Raw genomic sequence first — 23,036 nt, forward strand, 5'->3', positions numbered from 1 at the left:
TCCCGACTCGAGTCCTACAGATCGAGGGTGTCGCCTGCCCGCTCACCGCGCACGAGTGCGAGTACGTCGGCCCCGAACTGTTCGAGTTTTCTCGCGCCGATCCCCGGGATGGCGACGAGCGCCCGATTGTCGGCGGGTTGTTGTTCTGCGATCGCGACCAACGTGTTGTCGGTGAACACCACATAAGCAGGAACCGAGAGTTCCTTGGACCGGTCGCGTCGCCAGTCCTTCAATGCCACCAGCAAGTCCTCGTCGAGGTTCGATGGGCACCCTTCGCACCGGCCGAGTTTCGTGGACGTCGACGTCATCAACGGCTTGCCACAGACCCGGCATTGCGGCCGCTTCCTTTTCGACGGTGCCGGTTCGATGATCTTCGATGCCGGCGAACTGTCGGGGATCAACCCCAGCAGGAATCGTGATCGGCGCCGGGTCTTCCGCCCACCCTCGGTACGCGACAACGCCCACGAGAGCTGCAGATGCACACGCGCGCGCGTCACACCCACATACAGCAGCCGACGTTCCTCCTCGAGTCCGGCGTCGTCGGGTGCGGTGTCCTTGTCGCCGGTGACGTGCGTGATCGGCAACATGCCGTCGGTGAGCCCGACGAGGAACACGGCATCCCACTCGAGCCCCTTCGCCGCATGCAACGACGCGAGGGTCACGCCCTGTACGGTCGGTGGCTGCCTTGCTTCGGCCCGTGCCGCAAGATCGCGCAGCAGGCTCGCGAGAGTGAGGTCCGGCTCGTGTTCGAGGAGTTCCTCGGTGAGCTGGGCGAGAGCGGTGAGCGAGGCCCACCTCTCGCGCGCCTGGGTACCGGAGGGTTCGGAGTCTGTCAGCCCGAGCGGAACGAGGGTAGCCCGGACCAGATTCACAAGGTTGGTTCCGCGATCCGCGTCCTCGGGCAGATCGTCGCGAGCCGCGGTCTGGCGCAGGGCGTTCACGGCCTGGCGCACCTCGGCACGCTGGAAGAACCCTTCGCCTCCGCGAACCTGATAGGGAATGCCGGACTCTGTGAATGCCTGCTCGTAGGCCTCGGACTGAGCGTTGATCCGATACAGGACGGCGATCTCGGATGCCGGCACACCCTCACGCAGCAGCCTGGCGATGGCCTTCGCGACAGCTTTCGCTTCGGCGGGCTCGTCGTCGTACTCGGCGAAGACCGGTTCGGGCCCCGCGGGACGCTGTCCGATCAGCTGGAGCCTGGTCCCGGCGATCCGGCCCCGAGCTTGACCGATCACCCGATTCGCAAGGTCCACGACTTGCGGAGTGGATCGATAGTCGCGCTCGAGCCGGACCATGGTGGCCTCGGGGAAGCGCCGGGAGAAGTCGAGCAGATACTTGGGCGACGCTCCCGTGAACGAATAGATCGTCTGGTTGGCGTCGCCGACCACCGTCAGATCGTCCCGGTCGCCGAGCCATGCATCGAGCACGCGCTGCTGCAACGGAGTGACGTCCTGGTATTCGTCGACGACGAAGCAGCGATACCGGTCGCGAAACTCCTCCGCCACCGTCGTGTTTCCTTCGAGAGCGCCGGCAGTCTGTAGCAACAGATCGTCGAAGTCGAGATAGATGCCGTCTTCGCCCCGGTTCTTGAGCGATTCGTATCCTGCGTAGACCTTCGCGACCCGCTCGGCGTCGGCGGGTGGCTCACGGCGTGCCCGGGCTGCGGCCGCGGGGTAGTCCTCAGGCGCGTGGAGTGACCCTTTCGCCCATTCGATCTCGGACAGGAGGTCGCGGACCGTGTCGGTGTCGGTCGCAAAACCAGCGCGGTGCGCTGCCTGCGACACCACCGCGAACTTGCGGTCGAGGAGGTGCCATGGGATGTCGCCGACGACCTGCGGCCAGAAGTAACGCAGTTGCCGAAGGGCGGCGGCGTGGAAGGTGCGCGCCTGTACCTGAGGGCCCGCCCCGCCGACACCGAGCTCCCGGAGGCGCGAACGCATCTCGCCCGCGGCGCGCGCCGTGAAGGTCACAGCGAGGACCTGCCCGGCCGAAACATGGCCGTCGGAGACGAGGTGGGCGATCCGGCGTGTGATGGTGCGCGTCTTGCCGGTACCCGCGCCTGCGAGAACGCACACCGGACCTCGGGGTGCGAGGACTGCTGCTGCCTGTTCCGGGTCGAGACCGTCCACCGCCGCTTCCACACGCATGGCCCCCATCATGGCAGTGCCGACCGACAACGCGACCCACCGGCGTCATCACCGTGAGCGCCGCCTGTGTCGGGGAACACATTTCGCAGAATCCGGAACAGATCGGTGCTCATACGACGTTGTCGCCGTCATGACGACCCTCGATAGGACATCGACCGACACGCCTCCGCTGACCATCTACTCCACCACGTGGTGCGGCTACTGCAAGCGACTGAAGAAGCAACTCGACGAGAACGGTATCGCTTACGCCGAGATCGATATCGAGTCCGATCCCGCGGCCGCCGAGTTCGTCGGAAGTGTCAACGACGGCAATCACGTCGTCCCGACGGTGAAGTACGCGGACGGCACCACCGCGACGAATCCGCCGCTGTCCGCCGTCAAGCGGGCACTGGGTCTGTAACGCCCGCAGAGTCGAGCGGGCAGCGCCGAGCGAGGACCTGCACCGCCCGGCTCATTCGGTCGGCAGTCGTTCACCGGGAGCCGGAACGGCCGACTCCGCAGCCCGGCTCACCGCCTCCCATGCCGACCAGGTATCGATGCGCCGTTGCGCTGCATCGATGGCAGCGTCGAGCACCGCGCTACCGAGAATGAGACGCAAAGGCGGCTCATCACTGTCCACGAGTGCACTGATCGCCTTTGCCGCGAGCGCCGGTTCACTGTCGATGGCGGTATCGGCGAACTGTTCGGTGATGTCGGCGCGGAGCTGCGCGTAGTCGGCGCACGGTTCGGTGAACCCCATACCCGTGTAGAGATCGGTCCAGTATCCGCCGGGTTCGACGATGGTGACATCGACGCCGAAGCCCGCGAGTTCCGCCGCAAGTGCCTCACTCGCACCTTCGAGTGCGAACTTGCTGGCGCTGTAGATTCCCGAGGTCGGTCCGGTCACGACGCCGCCGATGCTCGAGATCTGCACGAGGTGACCGCCCCGCTGACGCCTCATGACACCCGCGACCGCCTGACCGACCCACAGCGCTCCGAAGAAGTTGGTCTCCATCTGCGCGCGCACCTGCGCTTCGTCGAATTCCTCGACGAATCCGGACCACATCGTTCCGGCATTGTTGATCGCGATGTCGATGCGACCGAAATGTGCGACCCCGGCATCGACCGCCTCGAAGACCGCGGCGCGGTCTGTGACGTCCGTGGGAAGCCGGAGCACCCTGTCGTCGTCGAGATCGGCAACGGTCCCGATCCCGCGAGAAACCGCGACCACACGATCCCCTGCGGCGAGCGCTTCGTCGACGAATGCCCGGCCGAGCCCGCGGCTCGCTCCGGTGACGAACCACACGCGCTCCCCTGAATCGAATCGTGTCATCTGCGCCCTCCAGTCAAGACGAGACGGTCCGTCTCGTTGTGATTCACACCGTAGCTCCCTCCCGCATTCGGGTCAAGACGGTCCGTCTCGTCTCGTCAAACGTATGATCACGCTATGCCTTCCCTCGAACCGAACCGCTCACGACGCAACGCCGCCTCACACACCGCCATCCTCGATGCGGCCGTCGAACTCGTCGCCGAAGTCGGCTACGCCCGCCTGTCCATCGAAGCGATCGCCGCACGCGCGGGAGTCGGAAAGCAAACGATCTACCGGTGGTGGTCATCCAAGGGGTCGGTGCTGCTCGACGCATTCCTGCGCAAGCACACCGTTGAGGGACATGAGGATTCGCCGGGTCTGCCCGACACCGGCGATCTCACCGCGGACCTGCGAACGGTGATGCGCGCGACGATCGAGGAACTACACGACCCCACCTTCGAAAAGCCCCTCCGCGCGCTGACCGTCGCAGTCCTGACCGACGACGCACTCGCGAAGGAGTACCTGAAGCGATTCGAGGCACCGACGCGAGAACTCAAGAAGCAGCGGCTCCGGTCGGCGCAGGAAGCCGGTCAGCTTCCGGACGACCTCGACCTCGACGCCGCGCTCGACGCGATCTTCTCACCGCTGACCCAGCGATGGCTGTTCCGGACCGGTCCGCTGACCGCCGACTACGCCGACCGGACCGTCGAGATCGCGCTGGACGGAATGCGACGAACCGGTTCGGTGATCAGCCGTTGACCCATCCGGAGATCAGGCCGCGCGCGATCGAGATCGAGCCGGGCAGCAACAACGGAGCCTCTTCGGAAGACGCCCAGTCTCCTGCAGCGAGCGCAGCGCGCACCTCCTCGCGCGTGAACCACCGCGCCTCCGCAATTTCACCGTCCAGAAACTCGACCCGCTGCTCCGGATCCGCCACGGCGGAGAAACCGAGCATCAGCGAGCGCGGGAACGGCCACGGCTGACTACCGAGATACTGCACGTCACGAACGTCGACGCCGACCTCTTCGCGGATCTCACGAACGACGCAGGCTTCGAGTGACTCCCCTGCCTCGACGAAACCCGCAAGCACGGAGAAACGACGCTCAGGCCACGACGGCTGGCGGGCAAGCAGGACCCGGCCATCGCCGTCGTGGACGAGACAGATGATGGCCGGATCGGTCCGGGGGAATTCCTCGTGCCCGGTGACCGTGCTGATCCGGGACCAGCCGGCGACCGTGGGCTCACTGGGGGAACCGTCGACAGCGCTGAACGCGGCCTGGTCGTGCCAGTTCAGCAGCGCCACTGCGCTGACCATCAGATCGGCATCGGAATCACCGAGATCTTCGCCGACCCGGCGAAGGTCGGCGACCGTACCGGTCTGCGCGAGGACCCGGACCGCCCACACGTGCGCACCGTCGCGAATCCCGAGGAAGACCGCGCCCGCAACCGGTTCGTGTCCCAGTTCGATCGCATCGGCGAGCACGAGAACCGATCCGTCCACAGGGGCCTGTCCACGGCGATCGATCCGCAAGAGCTTCGCTGTCGCCCATCCGGCACGAAGCGCGTCGACGTCGGATCGCAGTTCCTCGGCACGCTCGACCACGGTGCGCGACAACAGCGGTGTCTCACCCAATGCGAAAGCCCTCACACCGTGAACACTAACCACGCATAGCGCCGGAAGCCGAACCGGATACCAGCCGGATATACAGAAGCTTGTCGCCGGGCTCGATCGCATCGACTTCCGGAGAACCGATCCTCCACATGCGGCCGTCGCGCACCACCGCGAGAACGATGTCCTTGAGATGACGGGGCGAACCCCCTACTTCACTCTCGTCCACATCACGTTCGGCGATCGCGAAACCCGCCTCGGGCGTCAGCAGATCTTCGATCATCTCGACGACGTTCGGTGTGGTCGTGGCGATCCCGAGAAGCCGGCCCGCGGTCTCCGACGAGATCACCACCGAATCAGCACCCGACTGTCGCATCAGGTGGGTGTTCTCCGATTCGCGGATCGCTGCGACGATCTTCGCCTTCGGCGCGATCTCGCGCGCGCTGAGAGTCACCAGGACCGCGGTGTCGTCGCGGTTCGCTGCGACGATGACCGCGGCGGCGTGCTGGACACCCGCGAGTCGCAGCACGTCGGACTTGGTTGCCGAGCCCTGCACCGTGACGAGACCCTGCCGCTCGGCGGCTTCGAGCACGCGCGGGTCGGTGTCCACCACCACGATCTCGGACGGGGGGACCCCGTCGCCGAGCATCGCGTCGACGGCAGTATGCCCCTTGGTGCCGTAGCCGATCACGACGGTGTGATTACGCACGCGGAGCCTCCATCACTGAATCTCGAATGCCTGTCGGGGAGCATCGGCCGGCCCGGTGTGTCGTACCGGCCAGAACGGCAGCCTACGCGCCGGGCACTAGTGTGGCGTGCATGTCCACGCAACGTTCCCGCGGCCCCGCGCTGCGGCTTGCCGCGCTCCTCACCGGCGCCGGTGTCATGCACTTCGTCCTGCCCGCGCCGTTCGACGGCATCGTGCCGAAACAGTTGCCGGGCGAGGCCCGTCACTACACCTACGCATCGGGTGTCGCCGAGCTGGCCGTCGCGACGACGCTGGCGGTCCCCCGCACCCGCCGGCTCGGTGGCACCCTCGCCGCGGCGTTGTTCGTCGCAGTGTTTCCCGCGAACGTGCAGATGGCGATGAGCTGGCTTCGCAGCAAGCGCGTCTCCCCCGCGGCGAAGGCCGTGGCCGTGGCCCGTCTTCCCCTGCAGATCCCCCTTGTCACCGAAGCGTTGAAGGTCCGGCGTACCGCCCGGTGGTGACCTCCTCCTAACGGCGCGCCAGCAGGAGTTCGGTGAGCTCCGACGGACACACGAGTGCAGGCAGATGTCCGCTGTCGACAGTCTCCGGTTCGACGCCGAGCCTCTCGTTGGCCAACCTTGTGAGGAACGGAAGCGGAAAGAGCCGGTCGTGGCGCCCGGCGATCACTCTCACCGGCACGTCGGGCCAACCCTCCGCCTCCCACTGCGGTTCGAAAGCGTTGTCCGACAACCGACTCTCCTCACGCGCGAACGCTTGGTCGCGCAGCTCCACGGGCACATCATGGAAAAACAATTCCAGAGGGTCGGGTGCCGTGGCGGGATCGCGTCCGTCGAGGACGTCCTGGGTGCGCTTGGCCTCCTCGTGCCCGACGTTGCCCCACCACAGTCCGGGCGACTCGCCGGGTGCCGGGATCATCGGCGCCACCAGGACCAGTTCGTCGAGGGGAACACGCTCGGCGACGAGGACTGCGGTGAACGCCGACATCGACTGTCCCACGACGATCAGCGGTCGCTCGGCATCTCTGATCGCGGCGACCACGATGTCAGCATAGGTGCGCTGATCGGCCTGATCGTCGCCGTACGGAAGGTCGACCGGCATCGCCGTGTGTCCGCGCTGCGCGAGCAACGGCACCACCCGATGCCAGTACCACGAGTCGGAGCCCGCGCCCGGCAACAATACGAACGTCGACATCACCCTCACCTGTTCTCGGCGCCGGCAGACCGCACGAGCCGTTCGAGGAAGTCTGCGCCGGGCAGATCGCCGGGCGCCACCGTCCGGCCCGTCCTCACATAGTGGAATGCCGCACGGACCTTGTCGAGAGGGAGGTCGGCGGGGCGCCCGGTGATACGCGCGGTCCTCGCCGCCATCAATCTCGCCCAGGCCAGCCGATAGGCAGCAAGCTGCATCCCCACCGAGGCGAGCTTGTCGGCGTCCGGTTCGGCGCCGGTCTTCCAGTCGATGACCGTCCATCCGCCGTCCGGATCCTCGAAGACCGCATCGATCCGGCCGCGGATCACAGTGCCCGCCAAGGAGGTTTCGAAAGGCACCTCGACCTCGATCGGATTCCGGGCGGCCCATGGCGACCGCAGGAACGCTTCCTGCAACCTGTCGAAGTCGGATTCGTCGCCGCCGTCGTCGTCGGCGCCGGGCAGTTCGTCGAGGTCGAGCAGCCGGGTTGCACCGAAGCGACGTTCGAGCCAAGCGTGGAACGCTGTTCCCCGCCGCGCGAGCGGGTTGGGCCGAAACGGCAGGGGCCGGCGCAGGCGTGCCGCGAGAGCGTCCGGATCCGCGGCAAGATCCACGAGCTGGCTGACCGACAGCTGCGCGGGCATCACCACTTCGGCGCCGCGTTCAGCGCGCTGGTCGCGTTCCGCAAGCAGCGCATCGACGTCTGCCGCCCACTCGTCGGGGTCGCCGTCGGGCTGGTCGAGCGACTCGGGTTCGCCGGCGGCGACTGCGTCGAGGACCAGCGCGGCACCGCGTTCGACGTCGGCGCGCCTCGATCCGAGGGGGTCGCGTGGCCACACAGCGCTGCGCGGCGTCTCGGTCATCGGATTGACGGTGCCCGGCTCGGGTGCGGGTTCCCACTGATCGATGACGCCGAGTTCCGGGCGTTCGGTCAGCAGCGCATGCAGCTCTGTGAGGAACTCCGACGGGCCCTTGGGCTCCGACCCGGTATCGGCCCAGTGGTGTCCGGACACGTACAGCGCCCGCTCCGTCCGGGTCAGCGCAACATAGAACAGTCTCCTGTCCTCATCATGCTTGCGCCGTTTGAGTGCGTCCTTGTGGGCAACGATCGCATTCTCGACCATCTTGCGGTCGGACACGTCGTCGAGATCGAGCACGGGTACACCGTCGGTGCTCCCACCCGGTTCGTCACCCGGTTGAGCACGGTCGCCGCGGAGCCCGGGCGGGAGTTCGGCGAGCGCGCCGAGCCACGTCGACAGTCCGGTAGTCGACGGGAAGATTCCGGTACTCACGTGTGGAACGGCCACTACCTGCCATTCGAGACCCTTGGCCGAATGCACTGTGAGGATCTGCACCCGCTCGGGATCGACCTCGACCTCCCCCGGGGTGAGTCCCTGTTCGATCTCCTCGGCTGCCGACAGGTAGGCGAGCAGACCGGGCAATGTCGCATGGCCGCGACCGGCAAAGGACGCAACGACGTCGGCGAAGGCGTCCAGGTGTTCGCGACCTGCCACTCCACTGCGGCTGCCGACCCGGGCCTGCGCCTCGATACCGATCCCGAGGACGCGTTCGACCTCGGCCACGAGCTCGGTCAGCGGTTGCCCCAGTCGTTCGCGCAGCGAGGCGAGTTCGCGGGCAAGCGCCGTGATCCGCGCGAATCCGAATTTCGAATACTGTTCCGGCCGCCCTGGGTCGGAGATCGCATCCGCCAGCCCGGCCTGGTCGGCGTACTCGCCGGGCAATGCCGAGTCGAGAGCGTCATCGAGGGCGTCTGGATCGGTGACGGCACCGGTGACGCCATACCGGCCGGTGATCGCCAGTTCCTGCGCTCTGCGCCACAGAGCACGTAGATCCGCGGCGCCCAGCTGCCATCGCGCGCCGGTCAGGACCCGCACGGCGGCACTGCCTGCCATCGGGTCTGCGGCCAGACGCAGCATCGCAAGCACGTCGGCGACTTCGGGTGTGTGCAGAAGACCACCGAGGCCGACCACCTCGACGGGCAAACCGCGAGCACGGAGCGTCTCGGCTATCGGTGCTGCGTCGGCGTTGCGGCGCACCAGTACGGCTGCCGTGGGCGGCGGAACATTCTCGGCGCGCGCGGCCGCGTACTCGGCTTCGATCCGGTCGGCCACCCACCTGCGCTCGGCGTCGACGTCGGGGTGCATCGCGATCCGCACGTCGCCGGGCACCGCATCGGGACGTGGCCTCAATCTGCTCACGGCGACACCGCGGTCGCGCAGCGGCTCGGACGACACGTTGGCGAGTTCGAGCGCCTCCGGCGGATTGCGCCAGCTGGTCAGGAGTTCCAGCTTCGGTGCGGGTTCGCCGTCGGGGAGTGCGAAATCGGTCGCGAAGCGCGGAAGATTCGCGGCAGACGCCCCACGCCACCCGTAGATCGACTGCATCGGATCCCCCACTGCGGTGACGGCGAGACCACCGTCCTGGCCACCACCGAAGAGCGCCGACAGCAGGATCCGCTGAGCGTGTCCGGTGTCCTGATACTCGTCGAGCAGGACCACGCGGAATCGCTCGCGTTCGCCTGTCCCGACTTCCGGATGATCCCGGGCAACACGTGCCGCGAGCGACATCTGACTACCGAAGTCGAGCGCACCTTCACGGCGCAGGGTTTCGGCGAGCCGCTGCACCAGCGGGAGCAGTTGCACGCGGGCGTCCTGTGTCTCGAGGTAACCGAGGAGCGTCTTCGACGGCCCACCTCTTTGTCCCGGCCCGCCCGGCAAGGTGTGGATCAGCTTGCCGAGTTCGGTATGCGCTTCGGCCAGCTGTTCGGGATCGACGAGGTGCTCGGCGAGCTGCCCGGACAGCGCGAGGACGGTTTCGGTGACCGACGCGGGGTTCCGATCGGTGTCGAGCTCGCCGTCCCAGGCGCTGACCACCCGGTGCGCGATCTGCCACAGCTCGGTTTCCGAGAGCAACGCCGCCGACGGCTCGATCGGCAGCAACAGACCGTGCTCTCCCAGCAGGCGCCCCGCGTATGCGTGGTACGTCCCGACCTCTGGTTCGCTGCCCAGGATCCGATTGCGAAGACCGCCCGTGGGGTCGAGGTCGCGGACCAGCGGTGACCCGGCCAGTTTCGCGAGCCGCCGACGGATCCTGGTGGTCAGCTGTTGCGCGGCCTTGCGTGTGAAGGTCAGACCGAGGACCTGTTCGGGCTCCACGAAGCCGTTCGCGACGAGCCATACAACACGCGCCGCCATGGTTTCCGTCTTGCCTGCCCCCGCGCCGGCCACGACGAGGGCCGGGCCCATCGACGCCTCGATGACAGCGGTCTGTTCGATGGTCGGCGGTGGTTGGCCGAGTGCCTCGGCAAGTTGCTCCGCGCTCACCCGGGCCGGGCTCATCCGGTCACCTGCCTGCCTTCATCGTGGGCGGGACAACTCGATTGGACCGGACAATGCCGGCACCCGTCGTTGACCTGCGCCAGGAATTGCGGCCCGCGGGTCGCGGCCGCCGCTTCGTGGATCACGCCGCGCCAGTGCTCGAGTCCTTCCTCGTCGAGGGGTGGCTGAACCCGCTGAGTAGCCCCTTCCTTGTTGTGAGGCTTGGCCACGAAGACCAATCGCGCCCCGCCCGGCGTCGCGGCCGGCTCGCCCTCGACGGCACCCTCGGCGACTGCCACCTGATAGGTCGCCAACTGCGCGTGGTCGCGCGCGGCGTCCTTCGACACGGGATTCTTCGCAGTCTTGACGTCGACCACCACGGGGCGGCCCTCGGGGTCGCGTTCGAGCCGGTCGATGCGCCCACGAAGCCGGACGCGAGGCGCGCCCGCCTCACGAGGTTCGATCACGCCGTCGACGGTGACCTCGACGCCTACTTCCTCGAGTTCGCTGCGGGTTCCCTGCAGCCAGGTCGAGAAGGTGTCGAGCATTCTGCGCGTTCGTTCGAGTTCGCGACGCGCATACCAGTCGGAACCGAGGTCGACGGAACTCCAGGCGTTCTCGAGCGCCTGATCGATCCGTTCCGGAGGGATTCGTCCCGCGAGCGCCTGGACGAGGGTGTGCACGAGAGTGCCCGTGACCGCGTGCGAATTCTCGCCGTCGGATCCGCCGTGTCGCTCGAACATCCAGCGCAGCGGGCACGTGACGAGCTGTTCGACGGTGGAGGGCGACAGGCGTACCGCATCATCCGGTTCCCACAGCGACAAGGCGGTACTCGGATCTGCTGTGCCATACCACTTTTCGGGGTGAGCCCCTTGCACGCCTGCGCGAGCGAGCCGGGCGAGTTGAACGGCGGCACGATGCACGCGGTCGGGTTCGTGCTGGGCGAGCACCGGATCGCACACGACGGAACGCAATTCCGCGACGAGCGTGGGCAACGCGAGCACTCGCGTGCGCACTTCGTCGGGCACGCGCGGCTCGTCGGAGACGCTCTGGTCGTCGGACCCGAGGAGTTCGTCGACGAACCTCGACCGTACGAGTTCGGTGTCGCCGCCGACCGAGTCGACCGCGGTGACGACAAGGCGCGTGCGGGCACGACTGCAGGCGACGAGGAACAACCGCCGCTCGTCGGCGAGGAGAGGCGCTGTACGCGAGAGCCGGGTGCTGCTGCCGTCGCCTCCGTCGGCGCCGGACACCGCGTCGATGAGCGCTTCGATACCGAGCAAGGTGCCACGCGCGCGCAGGCTCGGCCACAACCCTTCCTGCACGCCGGCGACCACGACGACGTCCCACTCCCGTCCCGCCGCAGAGTGCGCGCTCGAGATGGTGACGGCCTCGGATTCTGCTGCGGCACGGCTGCGCACCGTGCCCGGGATCTCCTGTTCGGTGAGGTAGTCGACGAATCCGGAGATCTGGGCGCGCGGGAGCCGGTCTACGTAGTCGGCCGCCGCGTCGAACAGCGCCACCACGGCGTCGAGGTCGCGGTCGGCCTGCGCACCCACCGGACCGCCGCGCGCGGACGCCGCTACCCAGCGCCGTTCGAGGCCTGTCGCCTGCCACGCCGCCCACAACACGTCCTCCAGACCACCGCCGCGCAGCAACGCCGATCGCGCCTCGGCCACCACCGACAGCACCCGTTTCAGCGGAGCGGCCTCCACGTCGGTCAGGCCCCGCATCAGACGGTCGGATTCGGCGGAATCTTCGACGAGCAGGGTCCGGAGGAGCTCGGCGGAGTCCCGGTCGCCCTCGGATGCGAGTTCGGCCCGACGCAATCCGCGCCGGAGCCGACGCAGCGCGACCGGCTCGGCGCCACCGACCGGGCCCGACAGCAACGCGAGCGCTTCCTCGGGACCGAAGCGGCGCTCGGAGACCGCCCGCAACACCAGCAGCATCCCCGCGACGCTGTGCTGCCTGGCAAGCGGCAGTTCGGATGCAGCAGTGGTCATCGGCACACCGGCTGCGAGAAGTGCGCGGCGAAGTGGCGCGAGCACGCGCGGAACGGATCGGACGATCACGGCCATCTTCGACCACGGCACCCCGTCGATCAGATGGGCACGTCGCAGGGCATCGGCGACGACGGCAGCTTCCTTGGCCTGGGACGACATCACCGCCACGCGCACCTGACCCGATGTGCCGGTCGGATCGGGCAGCTGCACACTCTCGCCGGAGACGGCAGCCCCGGGTACCGAGGCCCCGCGGTGCGGCGGAAGGCCGGGAAGGCGTCCGGCTATCGCGCCCGTGACGGACGCGATTTCCGCTGCTTCACGGAAATCGGTGTCCAGGATGATGCGTCGCTGCGGATCGTGCTCGGCAAGCCCGGTGAGGAACTCCGGGTCGGCTCCGCGGAAGGTGAACACGCTCTGATCCGGGTCTCCGGCGATCGTGCTCGTACGTGTACCTGCGCCGACGACTCGCACGAGGTGCGCGGCCTGTGGATCGAGGTGCTGGGCGTCGTCGACGAGGAGATGCCGGATGCGACTGCGCTCCCCCGCAAGCAACTCGGGATCGGTCGCGAACGCCGCCAGCGCCGCGCCAACGAGTTCTGCGGCGTCGAGTGCCGGAGCCGTGGCTTCAGGAGCTTCGAGCCCTACGGCTCCGCGCAAGAGCATCACCTGCTCGTACCGCTGCGCGAACAACCCGGCCGCCACCCATTCGGGGCGTTCACGGCGTTCACCGAGCTCGACGAGGTCTTCGGGGCCCAGACCGCGCTCGTTGGCCCGCAACATCAGATCTCGCAGTTCCACGGCGAAACCGGTCATGCCGAGTGCGGGCCGGAGACGCTCCGGCCACATCGTCGCGCCGTCGTCGATGTCGCCGCGCAACAGCTCACGCAGAACGGCGTCCTGCTCGGCACCCGTGATCAACCGCGGGGGAGGATTCCCGTGGGCGGAAGCCTGCAAGCGCAGCACAGCGAACGCATAGGAGTGGACCGTGCGGACGAGCGGCTCGCGAGTGGCACGTGGGTCGGTCGCCGCACCGGCACTGAGCAGTCCCGCGGTGATCGCCTCTCGCACCGCGGTGGCGGCACGCCGAGAGTGGGTGAGCACGAGCACCGAGTCGGGTTGGGCCCCCGACGCGATGCGATGCACCGCAAGATCCACGAGCAGGGACGTCTTCCCCGTGCCCGGACCACCGAGGACCTGCCATGGCCGCCATTGCGAAGCCGGCGGAGCGTCGGCGAAGACCTGTTGGACATCCTGCGGCCACTGCCGGGCCGTGGACGTGTCCTCCGGCCGCCGGACGAGCCGCGCGGCCGGGCGGCGCGGGCGCTCGGGTGCGCCCCGCAGTCCGGTACGGAGATCGGCGTCGGTCATATCGACATCCCAGCAGACAGGTCCGACAGGGCGGCGCACCGCCTCGGTCGCCCGTGGCCGTACCCGGGATGCCATAGTGAACGAGGTGAGCGCCTCCGCATCGCCCCTCCACACACATCTGTTCGGCCCTTCCGACGGCCCTCCGATGCTGGCCCTGCACGGCCTGACCGGTCACGGCAGACGCTGGCAGAACCTGGCCGAGCGGCATCTTCCGGATCTCCGCGTGATCGCGCCGGATCTGCGGGGCCACGGCCGGTCGCCGTGGGAGCCGCCGTGGAATTTCGAATCCCACGTCCACGATCTGCTGGGTGTTCTCGACACGCACACCGGCGAGCCCGTCACGGTGGTCGGACATTCGTTCGGTGGCGCACTGGCACTCCACCTCGCCGCCGCCGAACCCGACCGCGTCCGAGCGCTCGTTCTACTCGATCCTGCGATCGCGCTGCCGCCCGACCGACTACTCGAGATCGCAGATCTCACCGTGCGCTTTCCCGATTACACGGATGCGGCCGAGGCTCGTTCGGAGAAGGTACACGGCGACTGGGGCCAGGTGGCCCCGGAGCTTCTCGATGCCGAGATCTCGGAACACCTGGTCGCACTCGATTCCGGCCGGGTGAATTGGCGTTACTGCGTGCCTGCATTGGTGGCGTCGTGGGGCGAACTCGCACGTGAGTTCGTGCTGCCGCCCAGCCACGTCCCCACGGTCCTTGCACGTGCGGGCAGGGTTCTTCCCGCATATACCTCGGACGAGTTCCGAGCAGCGCTGGCCGAGCGTCTCGGACCGCATCTGACGATGCTCGAACTCGACTGCGACCATATGATCGACCAGGCGATGCCCGCGAGTACGGCCGAATTGGTCAGGAAAGTGTTGTAGGTATGGTGACGACAGACACTCAGATCGAGCACGTACGCACGCTGGTCGCGTCGATTCCCCCCGGGTTCGTGGCAACTTACGGCGACATCGCCGACGCGGCGGGGCTGTCCAGCCCCCGCACCGTCGGGTGGATCATGCGGACCGACAGTTCCGACCTGTCCTGGCACCGGGTGGTCCCGGCGTCCGGCAAACCCGTCGCCCACCTCGCCCATCGTCAGTTGCCCCGACTCGCGGCCGAGGGCACGCCCGTCACCGGTGACCGGGTCGATATGCACCGAGCGCGTCACACTTTCTGACGGCGCACGCGCATCGTCGCGCGGTCTCGGGCAGCATGAGGGCATGTCCACGCTGTCCGAATCTGCGTCCGGGTCCGAGGCCGTCATCGTCGCGGGAGGGCGAGCGACCCGGATGGGTGGCGTCGACAAGCCCGCGCTCGTGGTCGCGGGCCGATCGATGCTCGACACGGCACTCGCCGCGGTGGCCGGTGCCGCCCGCATCACGGTCGTGGGCCCCCACCGCCACGGCCTCGACCCCGCTGTCGTCCAGGTTCAGGAGTCTCCGCCCGGTGGCGGGCCCGTCGCCGCGTTGGCGTCCGCGCGCCCCACCGCAGAGATCGTCGTGACCCTCGCGGCCGATCTTCCGTTCGTCAGCGCCGAGTCGATCGCTGCCCTGGTCGGTGCGCTCGAGGCCGCACCCGACGCGGACGCGGCGTTTGCAGTCGACAACGGCGGAAATCTGCAGTTCCTGCTCGCCGCGTGGCGTGGGCACGCGCTCGCCGCGCGTCTGTCGGCACTCGGAGCCGACCCCTCCGATCAGCCGATGAAGGCACTGCTTCCAGAGCGTTACGTCACGGCCGTCGTGCCAGGAACCGAGGACTGCGACACACCCGACGATCTGCATCGCGCCCGAGTGGCCACGAGCAGCCATGCCGACCCGGACGAAGCACGACGGCGTCTCAGGGAGGCTCAGCTTCCGCTGCCTGTTCGCAGTGTCGCGCGCGACGAGGCCGTCGGATCAACGCTTGCTTCCCCGCTGGTTGCCGCAGCGTCGCTCCCGCCTGCCGCGACGTCCGCGATGGACGGATACGCCGTGTGCGGGGACAGCCCGTGGACGCTGCGGACAGAGGTTCGATACGCGGGGGCAGCAGACGAATTCGCGCTCAGCCCCGGGGAGGCCGCCCGCATCGCCACGGGCGCGCACCTCCCGTGCGGCGCGACGTCCGTGGTACGCGACGAGTACGTCACCGTCGACGGCGGGGTCGTCACACGACTCCCGGACGCTCCGATCCGTGACGACTTCCGCCGTATCGGTGAGGAGTGGGAACCCGGATACGTACTGGCCGAAGCGGGATCGGCCGTGGCGCCCGCGGTCGTCTCGACAGCCGCGAGTGGCGAAGTGTCACACATCGACGTGCGCGGCCCACTGCGGGTCCATCTCGCACTCACCGGCGACGAGATCCGTCGCAGCGGCCCGCTGCGCGAGGGGCAGACCCGTGATTCACTCGGGCCGGTTCTTCCCCAGTTCGTGTCGTGGTGCGGAGCAGAGGTCGCAGGCGAGGTCCATCTCCGCGACACGGCCGACGCATTCGACGTCCTGCTGCGCACAAGCACCGAGGTGGACGCGATCGTGATCGTCGGCGCAACCGGTCGCGGGGCGGCGGATCAGCTGCGCGGTGCTCTCGATCGCGCGCGGGCCTCGGTGGTGGTCGAACGAGTTCGGTGCAAACCCGGGGGATCTCAGGTTGCCGCGGTACTTCCGGACGGCCGAGCAGTGCTGGGCCTTCCCGGCAACCCCGTTGCGGCACTGGCAACTCTGTTGGTGATGCTGCCCGCGATCATCGACGGGCGCACGGTCCGCACTGCGGCGATACCACTGACCGCGCCACTGGCGAACGCCGCGGACGTTGCGGGAGACGTCACCCGCTACCTCCCCGCGCGACAGCTCGCAGACGGCAAATGGATATGCGACAACATGATTCGAACCTCACATCTGGCAGGCCTCATCGGGCGCTCCGCGATCGCCTTGGTACCGCCGAATGCCGCCGACGGCGATGCGGTGGAACTCGTGCTCCTACCCCGATGACACCGTCAGCGGGTACGCGCGACTGCCGCCTCCGGCGGGAGCACCGCGGTGAACGCCGTCCGGTACCGCCGCGCGACCAGCTCGACGATCGAGTCGGTCACCCCCAGCGGTGCGGCGACTCCGTCGGCGCCGCACTCGAACAACCGGCTGTGGAACAACCCCTCGGCGAGCAGGTACGAGGCGATGAACACCCTGCGGGCCCCCTGCGCCCGCAGATCATCCACGACCTCGGCCACCCGAGGACTTCCGGTCGCGACGTAACCGATCCCGACCGCGCTTCGGGTCAGCACTTCCAGCATCCGCGCTGCCGCCCTGACGTCACACACTGCGCGCTGGTCGGACGACCCTGCCGCCGCGAGCACCACCGTGTCGCCGGGACACCATCCGGCATCCCGCAAGCGCGACACCAGCACCCTCGCCAGTACCGGATCCGGGCCGAGAGCATCCGTCACGACGACATCGCGGTGACCGCTGTCGGCGACCTCGCGGGGAACGTCGGTGTGCACGTGATAGCCCGACGCAAGAAACGCAGGCACGAGCACGGTCGGGCGGTCGCTGTCCCGCAGAATCTCGGCGGGCGACGGTCCGAGTACATCGACGAACGCCACGCGCGTCGGCCCAGCAGTCCGCGACACCTCGCCCGCGAGCCGAGCGATCATCTCGACCCCCCGAGGATTCCGGGTGCCGTGGGCGACGAGGAGCAATGCCGGAGCGGCCGAATTCATGGTTCCTCCAATTCCACCGCGAGCCGGTACCCACGTTTGACGACGGTCTGCACGAGCGCAGGCGCTCCGAGCGCCGAACGCAGCCGTGCCACCGCGGTCTCGACGGCGTGGGTGTCGCCGCCACCGCCGGGCAGGACGGTCAGCAGTTCCTCACGGGAGACCACGTTTCCCGGCTTGGCCGCCAGCGCACGGATCAGCGCCATGCCTGCGGGGGCAAGGCAGCGCACCTCGTCGTCGACGAGGACGCATCGGCCCTGCAGCCCGAGAACGTGCGCGCCGATGTTGATCCGAACCGCTCGCCGAGGCAGATCCTCCGCGATGTGGCGAGCGAGAGATCCGAGTCTCGCCCGCGTCGGCATCGTCACAGGAACCTCGAGTTCGAGCAGCGGCGCGGCGGTCACCGGACCGACGCACACTGCGGTCACTCCGGCGCGCAGCCCCTGCAGCATCGGTTCGAGCATTCCGATCGCCTTGGCCCTCATCAGCATCGACGCGACCGCCGGAGCGCTGGTGTAGGTGACGGCATCGAGTGCGCGGTCGCATATCTGCTCGATCATCCGGTCGAGCAACGTCGAATCCTCGGGTGGAGTCCAGCGGTACACGGGAACCGGTACCACGTCGGCCCCTGCGGATCGCAACACGTCGCACAGGTCATCTCCGGGTTCCCACTCGGTCCGCTCCCCGTGGAGTTGCACGGCAATCCGTTTTCCCGTGACGCCTTCGGCAAGGAGATGCTCGAGAACCTCGCTGGAGGACTCGGACTCGGGCGACCACTCCTCCCGCAGTTCCGCAGCCCGAATCGCACCCGTGACCTTCGGCCCCCGCGCGAGGATGCGGCTCGCGCTCAGTGCCCGCGACAACTCGTCCGCGAGGCCCCACCCGTCCGCCGCACCCATCCATCCGCGGAAGCCGATCGCCGTGGTCGCGATCGTCACGTCCGGCGGATCGGTGACGATGGCACGCGTGGCGTGCTCGAGTTCGGCATCGTCGGACAGTGGGATTATCCGGATCGCGGGAGCACGGACGACGTCGGCGCCCCGCCTGGTGAGCAGCGTCGCGAACTCGTCCGCGCGCCGCGACGCCGTGACTCCGATGGTGAACCCGCGTAGCGGCGTGTTCTCGGAGCTCACGAAACGACGCCGGTGTCCACGGCTTCGGCGCTCCTGCGCCCGCGGAGTGGGCTGTGAACCTGCACGACACCTGCCCACACGCGAACCTCGTAGACCGGAAGGCCCACGGTGGGGTCGTCGAGGCAGCGACCGTCGTCGAGCGAGTAGACCTGCTTGAGCAACGGCGACGCTACGGTCGGTTCACCGGCACGGTCACCGACGATTCCTCTCGACATCACAGCGGCGTGACCGATCGGGTCGATGTTGCCGACCGCACGCAACGTGCCGTCGTCGAGCAGGAACAACGCCACCTGCTCTCCCCCTCGCAGCAACACCGCCACGCCCCGCCCGGGAATGAGGTGGCTCAGCGGGCAGGCCGACGTCCATTCCAGCCGGCCGTTCAGCACACTGTCGCGTGTCGTGATCTCCGCGGTCGGCATCGCGATGACGGTCATGGGTCCTCCTCGAGACTTGTTACCCGAAATTCTGATCCTGCGGTGTTTCGACCGCGTTACCCGGCGGTTCCCGCCGGGTAATCACGTCTTACCCCGCATCCGCGGGCCTTATTGCAGGCATTCCCATCAGAATAGGGACCTTACGTGCACCGGATTCGTCGAACTGCACGGTGGGATCGGCCTCGTCGGGAGCATTGACGAACGAGACGAATCGGGCCAGCTTCTCCGGATCGTCGAGCACGCCGGCCCACTCGTCCTTGTAACCGGCGACGTGTTTGGCCATCGACGCCTCGAGTTCTTCACTGATACCGAGACTGTCCTCGCAGACGACGGCCTGGAGGTGTTCGAGCCCACCGTCGAGTGCGTCGAGCCACGGCGCGGTGCGCTGGAGCCGATCAGCGGTCCGAACGTAGAACATGAGGAACCGGTCGATGTACTTGACGAGCGTCTCGTCATCGAGACCACCGGCGAGCAACTGAGCGTGCTTGGGCGACTGGCCACCGTTGCCACAGACATAGAGGTTCCAGCCGCCCTCCGTGGCGATGATGCCCACGTCTTTTCCTCGGGCCTCGGCACATTCGCGCGCGCACCCGGACACACCGAACTTGAGCTTGTGCGGAGACCGCAATCCCCGGTAACGGTTCTCGAGGTCGACGGCCATGCCCACCGAGTCCTGCACACCGTAGCGACACCAGGTCGAGCCGACACAGCTCTTGACGGTCCGCAACGACTTGCCGTACGCCTGACCGGACTCCATACCCGCGTCGACCAGCCGCTTCCAGATCTGCGGCAATTGCTCGACGCGGGCGCCGAACAGATCGACGCGCTGGCCACCGGTCATCTTCACGTAGAGCCCGAAGTCGCGGGCCACCTCGCCGATCACGATGAGCTGCTCCGCCGTGCATTCACCGCCGGGCATCCGCGGCACAACCGAATAGGTGCCGTTCTTCTGGATGTTCGCGAGGAAATGGTCGTTGGTGTCCTGCAGGCCCGCCTGGCTGCGATGCAGGATGTGGTCGGAGTCCGTCGAAGCGAGGATCGAGGCGACAACCGGCTTGCAGATGTCGCAACCACGGCCGGTGCCGTGGCGCTCGATCAGCGTCGAGAACGTGCGAATCCCCGTGGCCTGCACGATCTGGAACAACTCTGCGCGGGATTGCTCGAAGTGCTCGCACAAAGCCTTCGACATCTCCACACCCGACGACGCGAGCAGCTGCTTGACGGTGGGAAGACACCCGCCGCAGGTGGTTCCTGCGTTGGTACACGCCTTGATCTGCGCGATATCGCATGCGCCCTCGGCGATCGCCCCGCAGATCGCACCCTTGGTGACGCCGTTGCACGAGCACACTTCGGCATCATCGGGCAGTGATCCCGCTCCCGGCTTCTCGCCGGCCGGTGAGATCAGCGACGCCGGGTCACCGGGCAGCTCACGCCCCACCAGGGGTCGCAACGATCCGTACGCCGACGCGTCACCGACCAGAATGCCACCCAGAAGGACCTTGGCATCGTCCGAGACGACGAGCTTGGCATAAGTGCCCTTTGCGGAGTCCGACAGCACCACCTCGAGCGCGCCGGGGGTCCGTGCGTGCGCGTCGCCGAAGCTCGCGACGTCGACGCCGAGCAGCTTGAGTTTGGTCGACATGTCTGCGCCGGGAAACTCGGCGTCGCCGCCGAGCAAACGATCGGCGACGACCTCGGCGGTGCTGTACCCGGGCGCGACGAGTCCGTAGCAGACGCCGTCGACCGCGGCTACCTCACCGATCGCGTACACGGTCTCGTCGTTGGTACTGCGACACGCGAGATCGGTGAGCACACCGCCTCGGCCTGCGAGGTCGAGTCCGGCCTCCCGCGCCAGATCGTCACGGGGCCGAACTCCCGCCGAGAACACGACCAGACCTGCGTCGATCGTGCTGCCGTCGGACAGCGACACCCGCAGTCCCGCTTTCGTCGGTTCGATCTTCTCGGTGGCGACTCCCGTATGTGTGACGAGACCGAGGCCCGTGACGAGCCGGTCGAGCACCTTGCCGCCGCCTTCGTCGACCTGGGCGGGCATGAGCCGGTCGTTGTACTCGACGACGTGTGCGGTCAGGCCCATACCGCGCAGGGCGTTCGCCGCTTCGAGTCCGAGCAGGCCTCCTCCGACCACGACCCCGTCGGCACTGCGCCCGGTGGTCTCGGCGTCGGCGACGGTCCGTGCTGCGGCGTCGCGGATCCCGTCGAGGTCGTCGAGGGTCCGGTAGACGAAACATCCGGGCAGGTCGTGGCCGGGGACAGGCGGAACGAACGCGTAGGAACCGGTAGCGAGGACGAGCGCGTCGTAGGGCAGGATTTCTCCGTCGCCGGTGGTGACCGTGCGCGCCGATCGGTCGATCGACGCGGCACGTGTCCCGATCCGGAGATCGACGAGATCGTCACCGCGGTAGTCGTTGCCGGCAAGAGCAAGTTCCTTGCGGTCCCACGAACCGACGTACGACGACAGACCGACGCGGTCGTAGGCAGGCTCTGTTTCCTCGCACAGAACCGTGATCGACCAGGCATCCTGATCGTCGCGGGCGCGCAACGCTTCGACGAAACGGTGGCCGACCATACCGTGACCGGCGACGAGTACGTTCTTGCGGCTCATGGTTGTTCACTTTCTCTTCATGCAGGTGGTGCTGGTACTGGTGGTGCCGGTCAGGGGGTCGCGGCCGGCTCGCGCGCTGCGCCCTGCCGCGGCACGCGCAGAAAGACGCTCCAGGTCACGACGATGCAGAGAAGATAGAAGGCTCCGAACACCCAGAAAGCCATGGTCGCGGACTGGGCATCACCCGAATACGAGGCACGAAGGACCAGGTTGATGCCGACTCCGCCGAGACCACCGATGGCACCGGCGAATCCGATGAGCGCACCCGCCATGCTGCGCGACCACGCCGCTTTGCCGGCCCGATCCAGGTGCTCGAGCCCCTGCGCCTTCGCCTCGAAGATCGACGGGATCATCTTGTAGACCGAGCCGTTGCCGAGTCCGGACAGGAGAAACAGTGCAACGAAGCCGAGGACGAATGCGACCATGATCCCGCCGGATGCGGCGCCGTCGGTGGCGTCGTCGAGAGTGCCCGCGACGATGAGAACGCCTGCGGCAAGTGCCATGGCAACGAACGTCCAGACTGTGATGCGTCCCCCACCGATCCGATCTGCGAGTTTGCCGCCGAGCGGGCGAGCCACCGAGCCGAGGAGCGGGCCGATGAAGGCGATCTGAGCGGCGTGAAGTGCTGCCTGTGCCGGGGTGTCGCCACCGGCGAGGAAGTTGATCTGCAGTACCTGCCCGAACGCGAAGCTGAATCCGATGAACGAGCCGAATGTGCCGATGTAGAGGAAGGCGATGACCCACGAGTCACTGAATTTCAAGCACTCGCCCATCGCACGGAGATCTGCGTGCTGGTCGCCGAGATTGTCCATGAACAACGCTGCGCCGAGCGCTGCACCCGAGCAGAGAACGAGGTAGATCGCGCAGACGATCCACGGTGCGGTATTTCCGACTGTCGCAATGACCAGCAGGCCGATCAGCTGGATCACGGGGACGCCGATATTGCCGCCGCCGGCGTTCAGACCCAGTGCCCATCCTTTGAGCCGCTGCGGATAGAACGCGTTGATGTTCGTCATCGACGACGCGAAGTTTCCGCCGCCGACGCCCGCCAACGCCGCAACCAGCATGAACGTGGTGTAGGAGTGGCCGGGGTTCAACATCAGATACAGCGTGGCCACGGTCGGGACGAGCAACACCAGTGCACTGAAGATCGTCCAGTTGCGTCCTCCGAACTTGGCGGTGGCCACCGTGTACGGAATGCGCAGGACAGATCCGACGAGGGTGGGCACTGCGACAAGGAAGAATTTGCCTGCGGCATCGATGCCGTAGATCTCGGTGGGCATGAACAGCACCATCACCGACCAGATCGACCACACCGAGAAACCGACGTGTTCGGCGATCACCGACCAGATCAGGTTGCGCTTGGCGATGTCCTTGCCGCCGGCCTCCCATGCGTCGACGTCCTCGGCGTCCCACTTGTCGATGTAGTGTTTGCGCGCGAATTTGCTTCGCAACGGCTCTTTTTCGAGTGCAACGATCACGCCGGCGACCCCTCTCAGGTTTCTGATGAACCCA

At 67.6% G+C, this 23,036-nt stretch carries 17 protein-coding genes and 1 pseudogene; 6 read left to right on the top strand and 12 right to left on the bottom strand.

Translation table 11 applies throughout. The features are described from left to right. Nucleotides 1-14: 14 nt before the first annotated feature. Nucleotides 15-2,150 carry an ATP-dependent DNA helicase UvrD2 gene (locus ACSYG9_RS00120; RefSeq protein WP_454840668.1) on the bottom strand — a complete coding sequence of 712 codons (2,136 nt, stop codon included), beginning with the start codon at nt 2,148-2,150 and terminating at the stop codon, nt 15-17. Between the two features lie 130 nt (nt 2,151-2,280). Here ACSYG9_RS00120 and ACSYG9_RS00125 point away from each other — a divergent pair, with 130 nt between their 5' ends. After that, nucleotides 2,281-2,550 (top strand): mycoredoxin, encoded by a 270-nt coding sequence (locus tag ACSYG9_RS00125; RefSeq protein WP_440125296.1) that lies wholly within the window; start codon nt 2,281-2,283, stop codon nt 2,548-2,550. 51 nt (nt 2,551-2,601) lie between these two features. Here the strand turns inward: ACSYG9_RS00125 and ACSYG9_RS00130 are convergent, their stop codons facing one another. Beyond that, the gene (locus ACSYG9_RS00130) at nt 2,602-3,462 is read right to left on the bottom strand and encodes an SDR family NAD(P)-dependent oxidoreductase (protein WP_440125297.1); all 861 of its coding nucleotides are present in this window, start codon (nt 3,460-3,462) and stop codon (nt 2,602-2,604) included. A gap of 114 nt (nt 3,463-3,576) precedes the next feature. Here ACSYG9_RS00130 and ACSYG9_RS00135 point away from each other — a divergent pair, with 114 nt between their 5' ends. Then, entirely contained in the window at nt 3,577-4,197 is a 621-nt protein-coding gene (locus ACSYG9_RS00135; RefSeq protein ID WP_454840670.1) for a TetR/AcrR family transcriptional regulator, read from the top strand. Here ACSYG9_RS00135 and nudC read toward each other — a convergent pair. Together nudC and ACSYG9_RS00145 are read right to left on the bottom strand one after the other, a co-directional pair. Beyond that, nucleotides 4,187-5,086 (bottom strand): NAD(+) diphosphatase, encoded by a 900-nt coding sequence (nudC, locus tag ACSYG9_RS00140; protein WP_440125299.1) that lies wholly within the window; start codon nt 5,084-5,086, stop codon nt 4,187-4,189. The genes ACSYG9_RS00135 and nudC overlap by 11 nt on opposite strands. A 10-nt stretch (nt 5,087-5,096) precedes the next feature. Further along, nucleotides 5,097-5,832 (bottom strand): annotated as a pseudogene (locus ACSYG9_RS00145) (potassium channel family protein); the annotation flags it as partial. A 34-nt stretch (nt 5,833-5,866) separates the two neighbouring features. Between ACSYG9_RS00145 and ACSYG9_RS00150 the strand changes: the two are divergent. Beyond that, nucleotides 5,867-6,256, top strand: coding sequence for a DoxX family protein (locus tag ACSYG9_RS00150; protein WP_440125300.1), 390 nt, complete (start codon nt 5,867-5,869; stop codon nt 6,254-6,256). Nucleotides 6,257-6,263: 7 nt separating this feature from the next. Here ACSYG9_RS00150 and ACSYG9_RS00155 read toward each other — a convergent pair whose 3' ends face one another. Genes ACSYG9_RS00155 through ACSYG9_RS00165 form a run of 3 tightly spaced genes read right to left on the bottom strand, consistent with a single transcriptional unit; the run spans nt 6,264 to nt 13,653 of the window. Beyond that, nucleotides 6,264-6,947: an alpha/beta fold hydrolase gene (locus tag ACSYG9_RS00155; protein WP_440125301.1), complete on the bottom strand. Its 684-nt coding sequence runs from the start codon at nt 6,945-6,947 to the stop codon at nt 6,264-6,266. Nucleotides 6,948-6,952: 5 nt separating this feature from the next. Further along, complete coding sequence (locus tag ACSYG9_RS00160) at nt 6,953-10,303, bottom strand: ATP-dependent helicase (protein WP_454840673.1); 3,351 nt, start codon at nt 10,301-10,303, stop codon at nt 6,953-6,955. Further along, entirely contained in the window at nt 10,300-13,653 is a 3,354-nt protein-coding gene (locus tag ACSYG9_RS00165) for a PD-(D/E)XK nuclease family protein (RefSeq protein WP_440125303.1), read from the bottom strand. Before ACSYG9_RS00165 ends, ACSYG9_RS00160 begins: the two co-directional genes overlap by 4 nt. A gap of 145 nt (nt 13,654-13,798) precedes the next feature. On the opposite strand from ACSYG9_RS00165, the gene ACSYG9_RS00170 reads away from it, so the two are divergent. Genes ACSYG9_RS00170 through ACSYG9_RS00180 form a run of 3 tightly spaced genes read left to right on the top strand, consistent with a single transcriptional unit; the run spans nt 13,799 to nt 16,609 of the window. Further along, on the top strand, nt 13,799-14,527 hold the full coding sequence (locus ACSYG9_RS00170; RefSeq protein ID WP_440127482.1) for an alpha/beta fold hydrolase: 729 nt from the start codon (nt 13,799-13,801) through the stop codon (nt 14,525-14,527). A 2-nt stretch (nt 14,528-14,529) separates the two neighbouring features. After that, entirely contained in the window at nt 14,530-14,823 is a 294-nt protein-coding gene (locus tag ACSYG9_RS00175) for an MGMT family protein (RefSeq protein WP_440125304.1), read from the top strand. Between the two features lie 43 nt (nt 14,824-14,866). Then, complete coding sequence (locus tag ACSYG9_RS00180) at nt 14,867-16,609, top strand: NTP transferase domain-containing protein (protein ID WP_440125305.1); 1,743 nt, start codon at nt 14,867-14,869, stop codon at nt 16,607-16,609. 5 nt (nt 16,610-16,614) lie between these two features. On the opposite strand, the gene ACSYG9_RS00185 is transcribed toward ACSYG9_RS00180, so the two are convergent. From ACSYG9_RS00185 to ACSYG9_RS00205, 5 genes are all read right to left on the bottom strand, one after another. Beyond that, nucleotides 16,615-17,334, bottom strand: coding sequence for a CbiX/SirB N-terminal domain-containing protein (locus ACSYG9_RS00185; protein WP_440125306.1), 720 nt, complete (start codon nt 17,332-17,334; stop codon nt 16,615-16,617). Continuing rightward, nucleotides 17,331-18,464, bottom strand: coding sequence for a uroporphyrinogen-III synthase (locus ACSYG9_RS00190; RefSeq protein ID WP_440125307.1), 1,134 nt, complete (start codon nt 18,462-18,464; stop codon nt 17,331-17,333). The genes ACSYG9_RS00185 and ACSYG9_RS00190 overlap by 4 nt, the downstream gene beginning before the upstream one ends. Further along, nucleotides 18,461-18,898 carry a nitrite reductase small subunit NirD gene (gene nirD / locus ACSYG9_RS00195; RefSeq protein WP_440125308.1) on the bottom strand — a complete coding sequence of 146 codons (438 nt, stop codon included), beginning with the start codon at nt 18,896-18,898 and terminating at the stop codon, nt 18,461-18,463. Before nirD ends, ACSYG9_RS00190 begins: the two co-directional genes overlap by 4 nt. Nucleotides 18,899-18,986: 88 nt before the next feature. Then, nucleotides 18,987-21,521: a nitrite reductase large subunit NirB gene (gene nirB, locus ACSYG9_RS00200; protein WP_454840675.1), complete on the bottom strand. Its 2,535-nt coding sequence runs from the start codon at nt 21,519-21,521 to the stop codon at nt 18,987-18,989. Nucleotides 21,522-21,571: 50 nt separating this feature from the next. Continuing rightward, nucleotides 21,572-23,002, bottom strand: a complete 1,431-nt coding sequence (locus ACSYG9_RS00205; RefSeq protein WP_440125310.1) for an MFS transporter — start codon at nt 23,000-23,002, stop codon at nt 21,572-21,574. Nucleotides 23,003-23,036 lie beyond the last annotated feature (34 nt).

This window comes from Rhodococcus sp. SJ-2, from assembly GCF_053750035.1.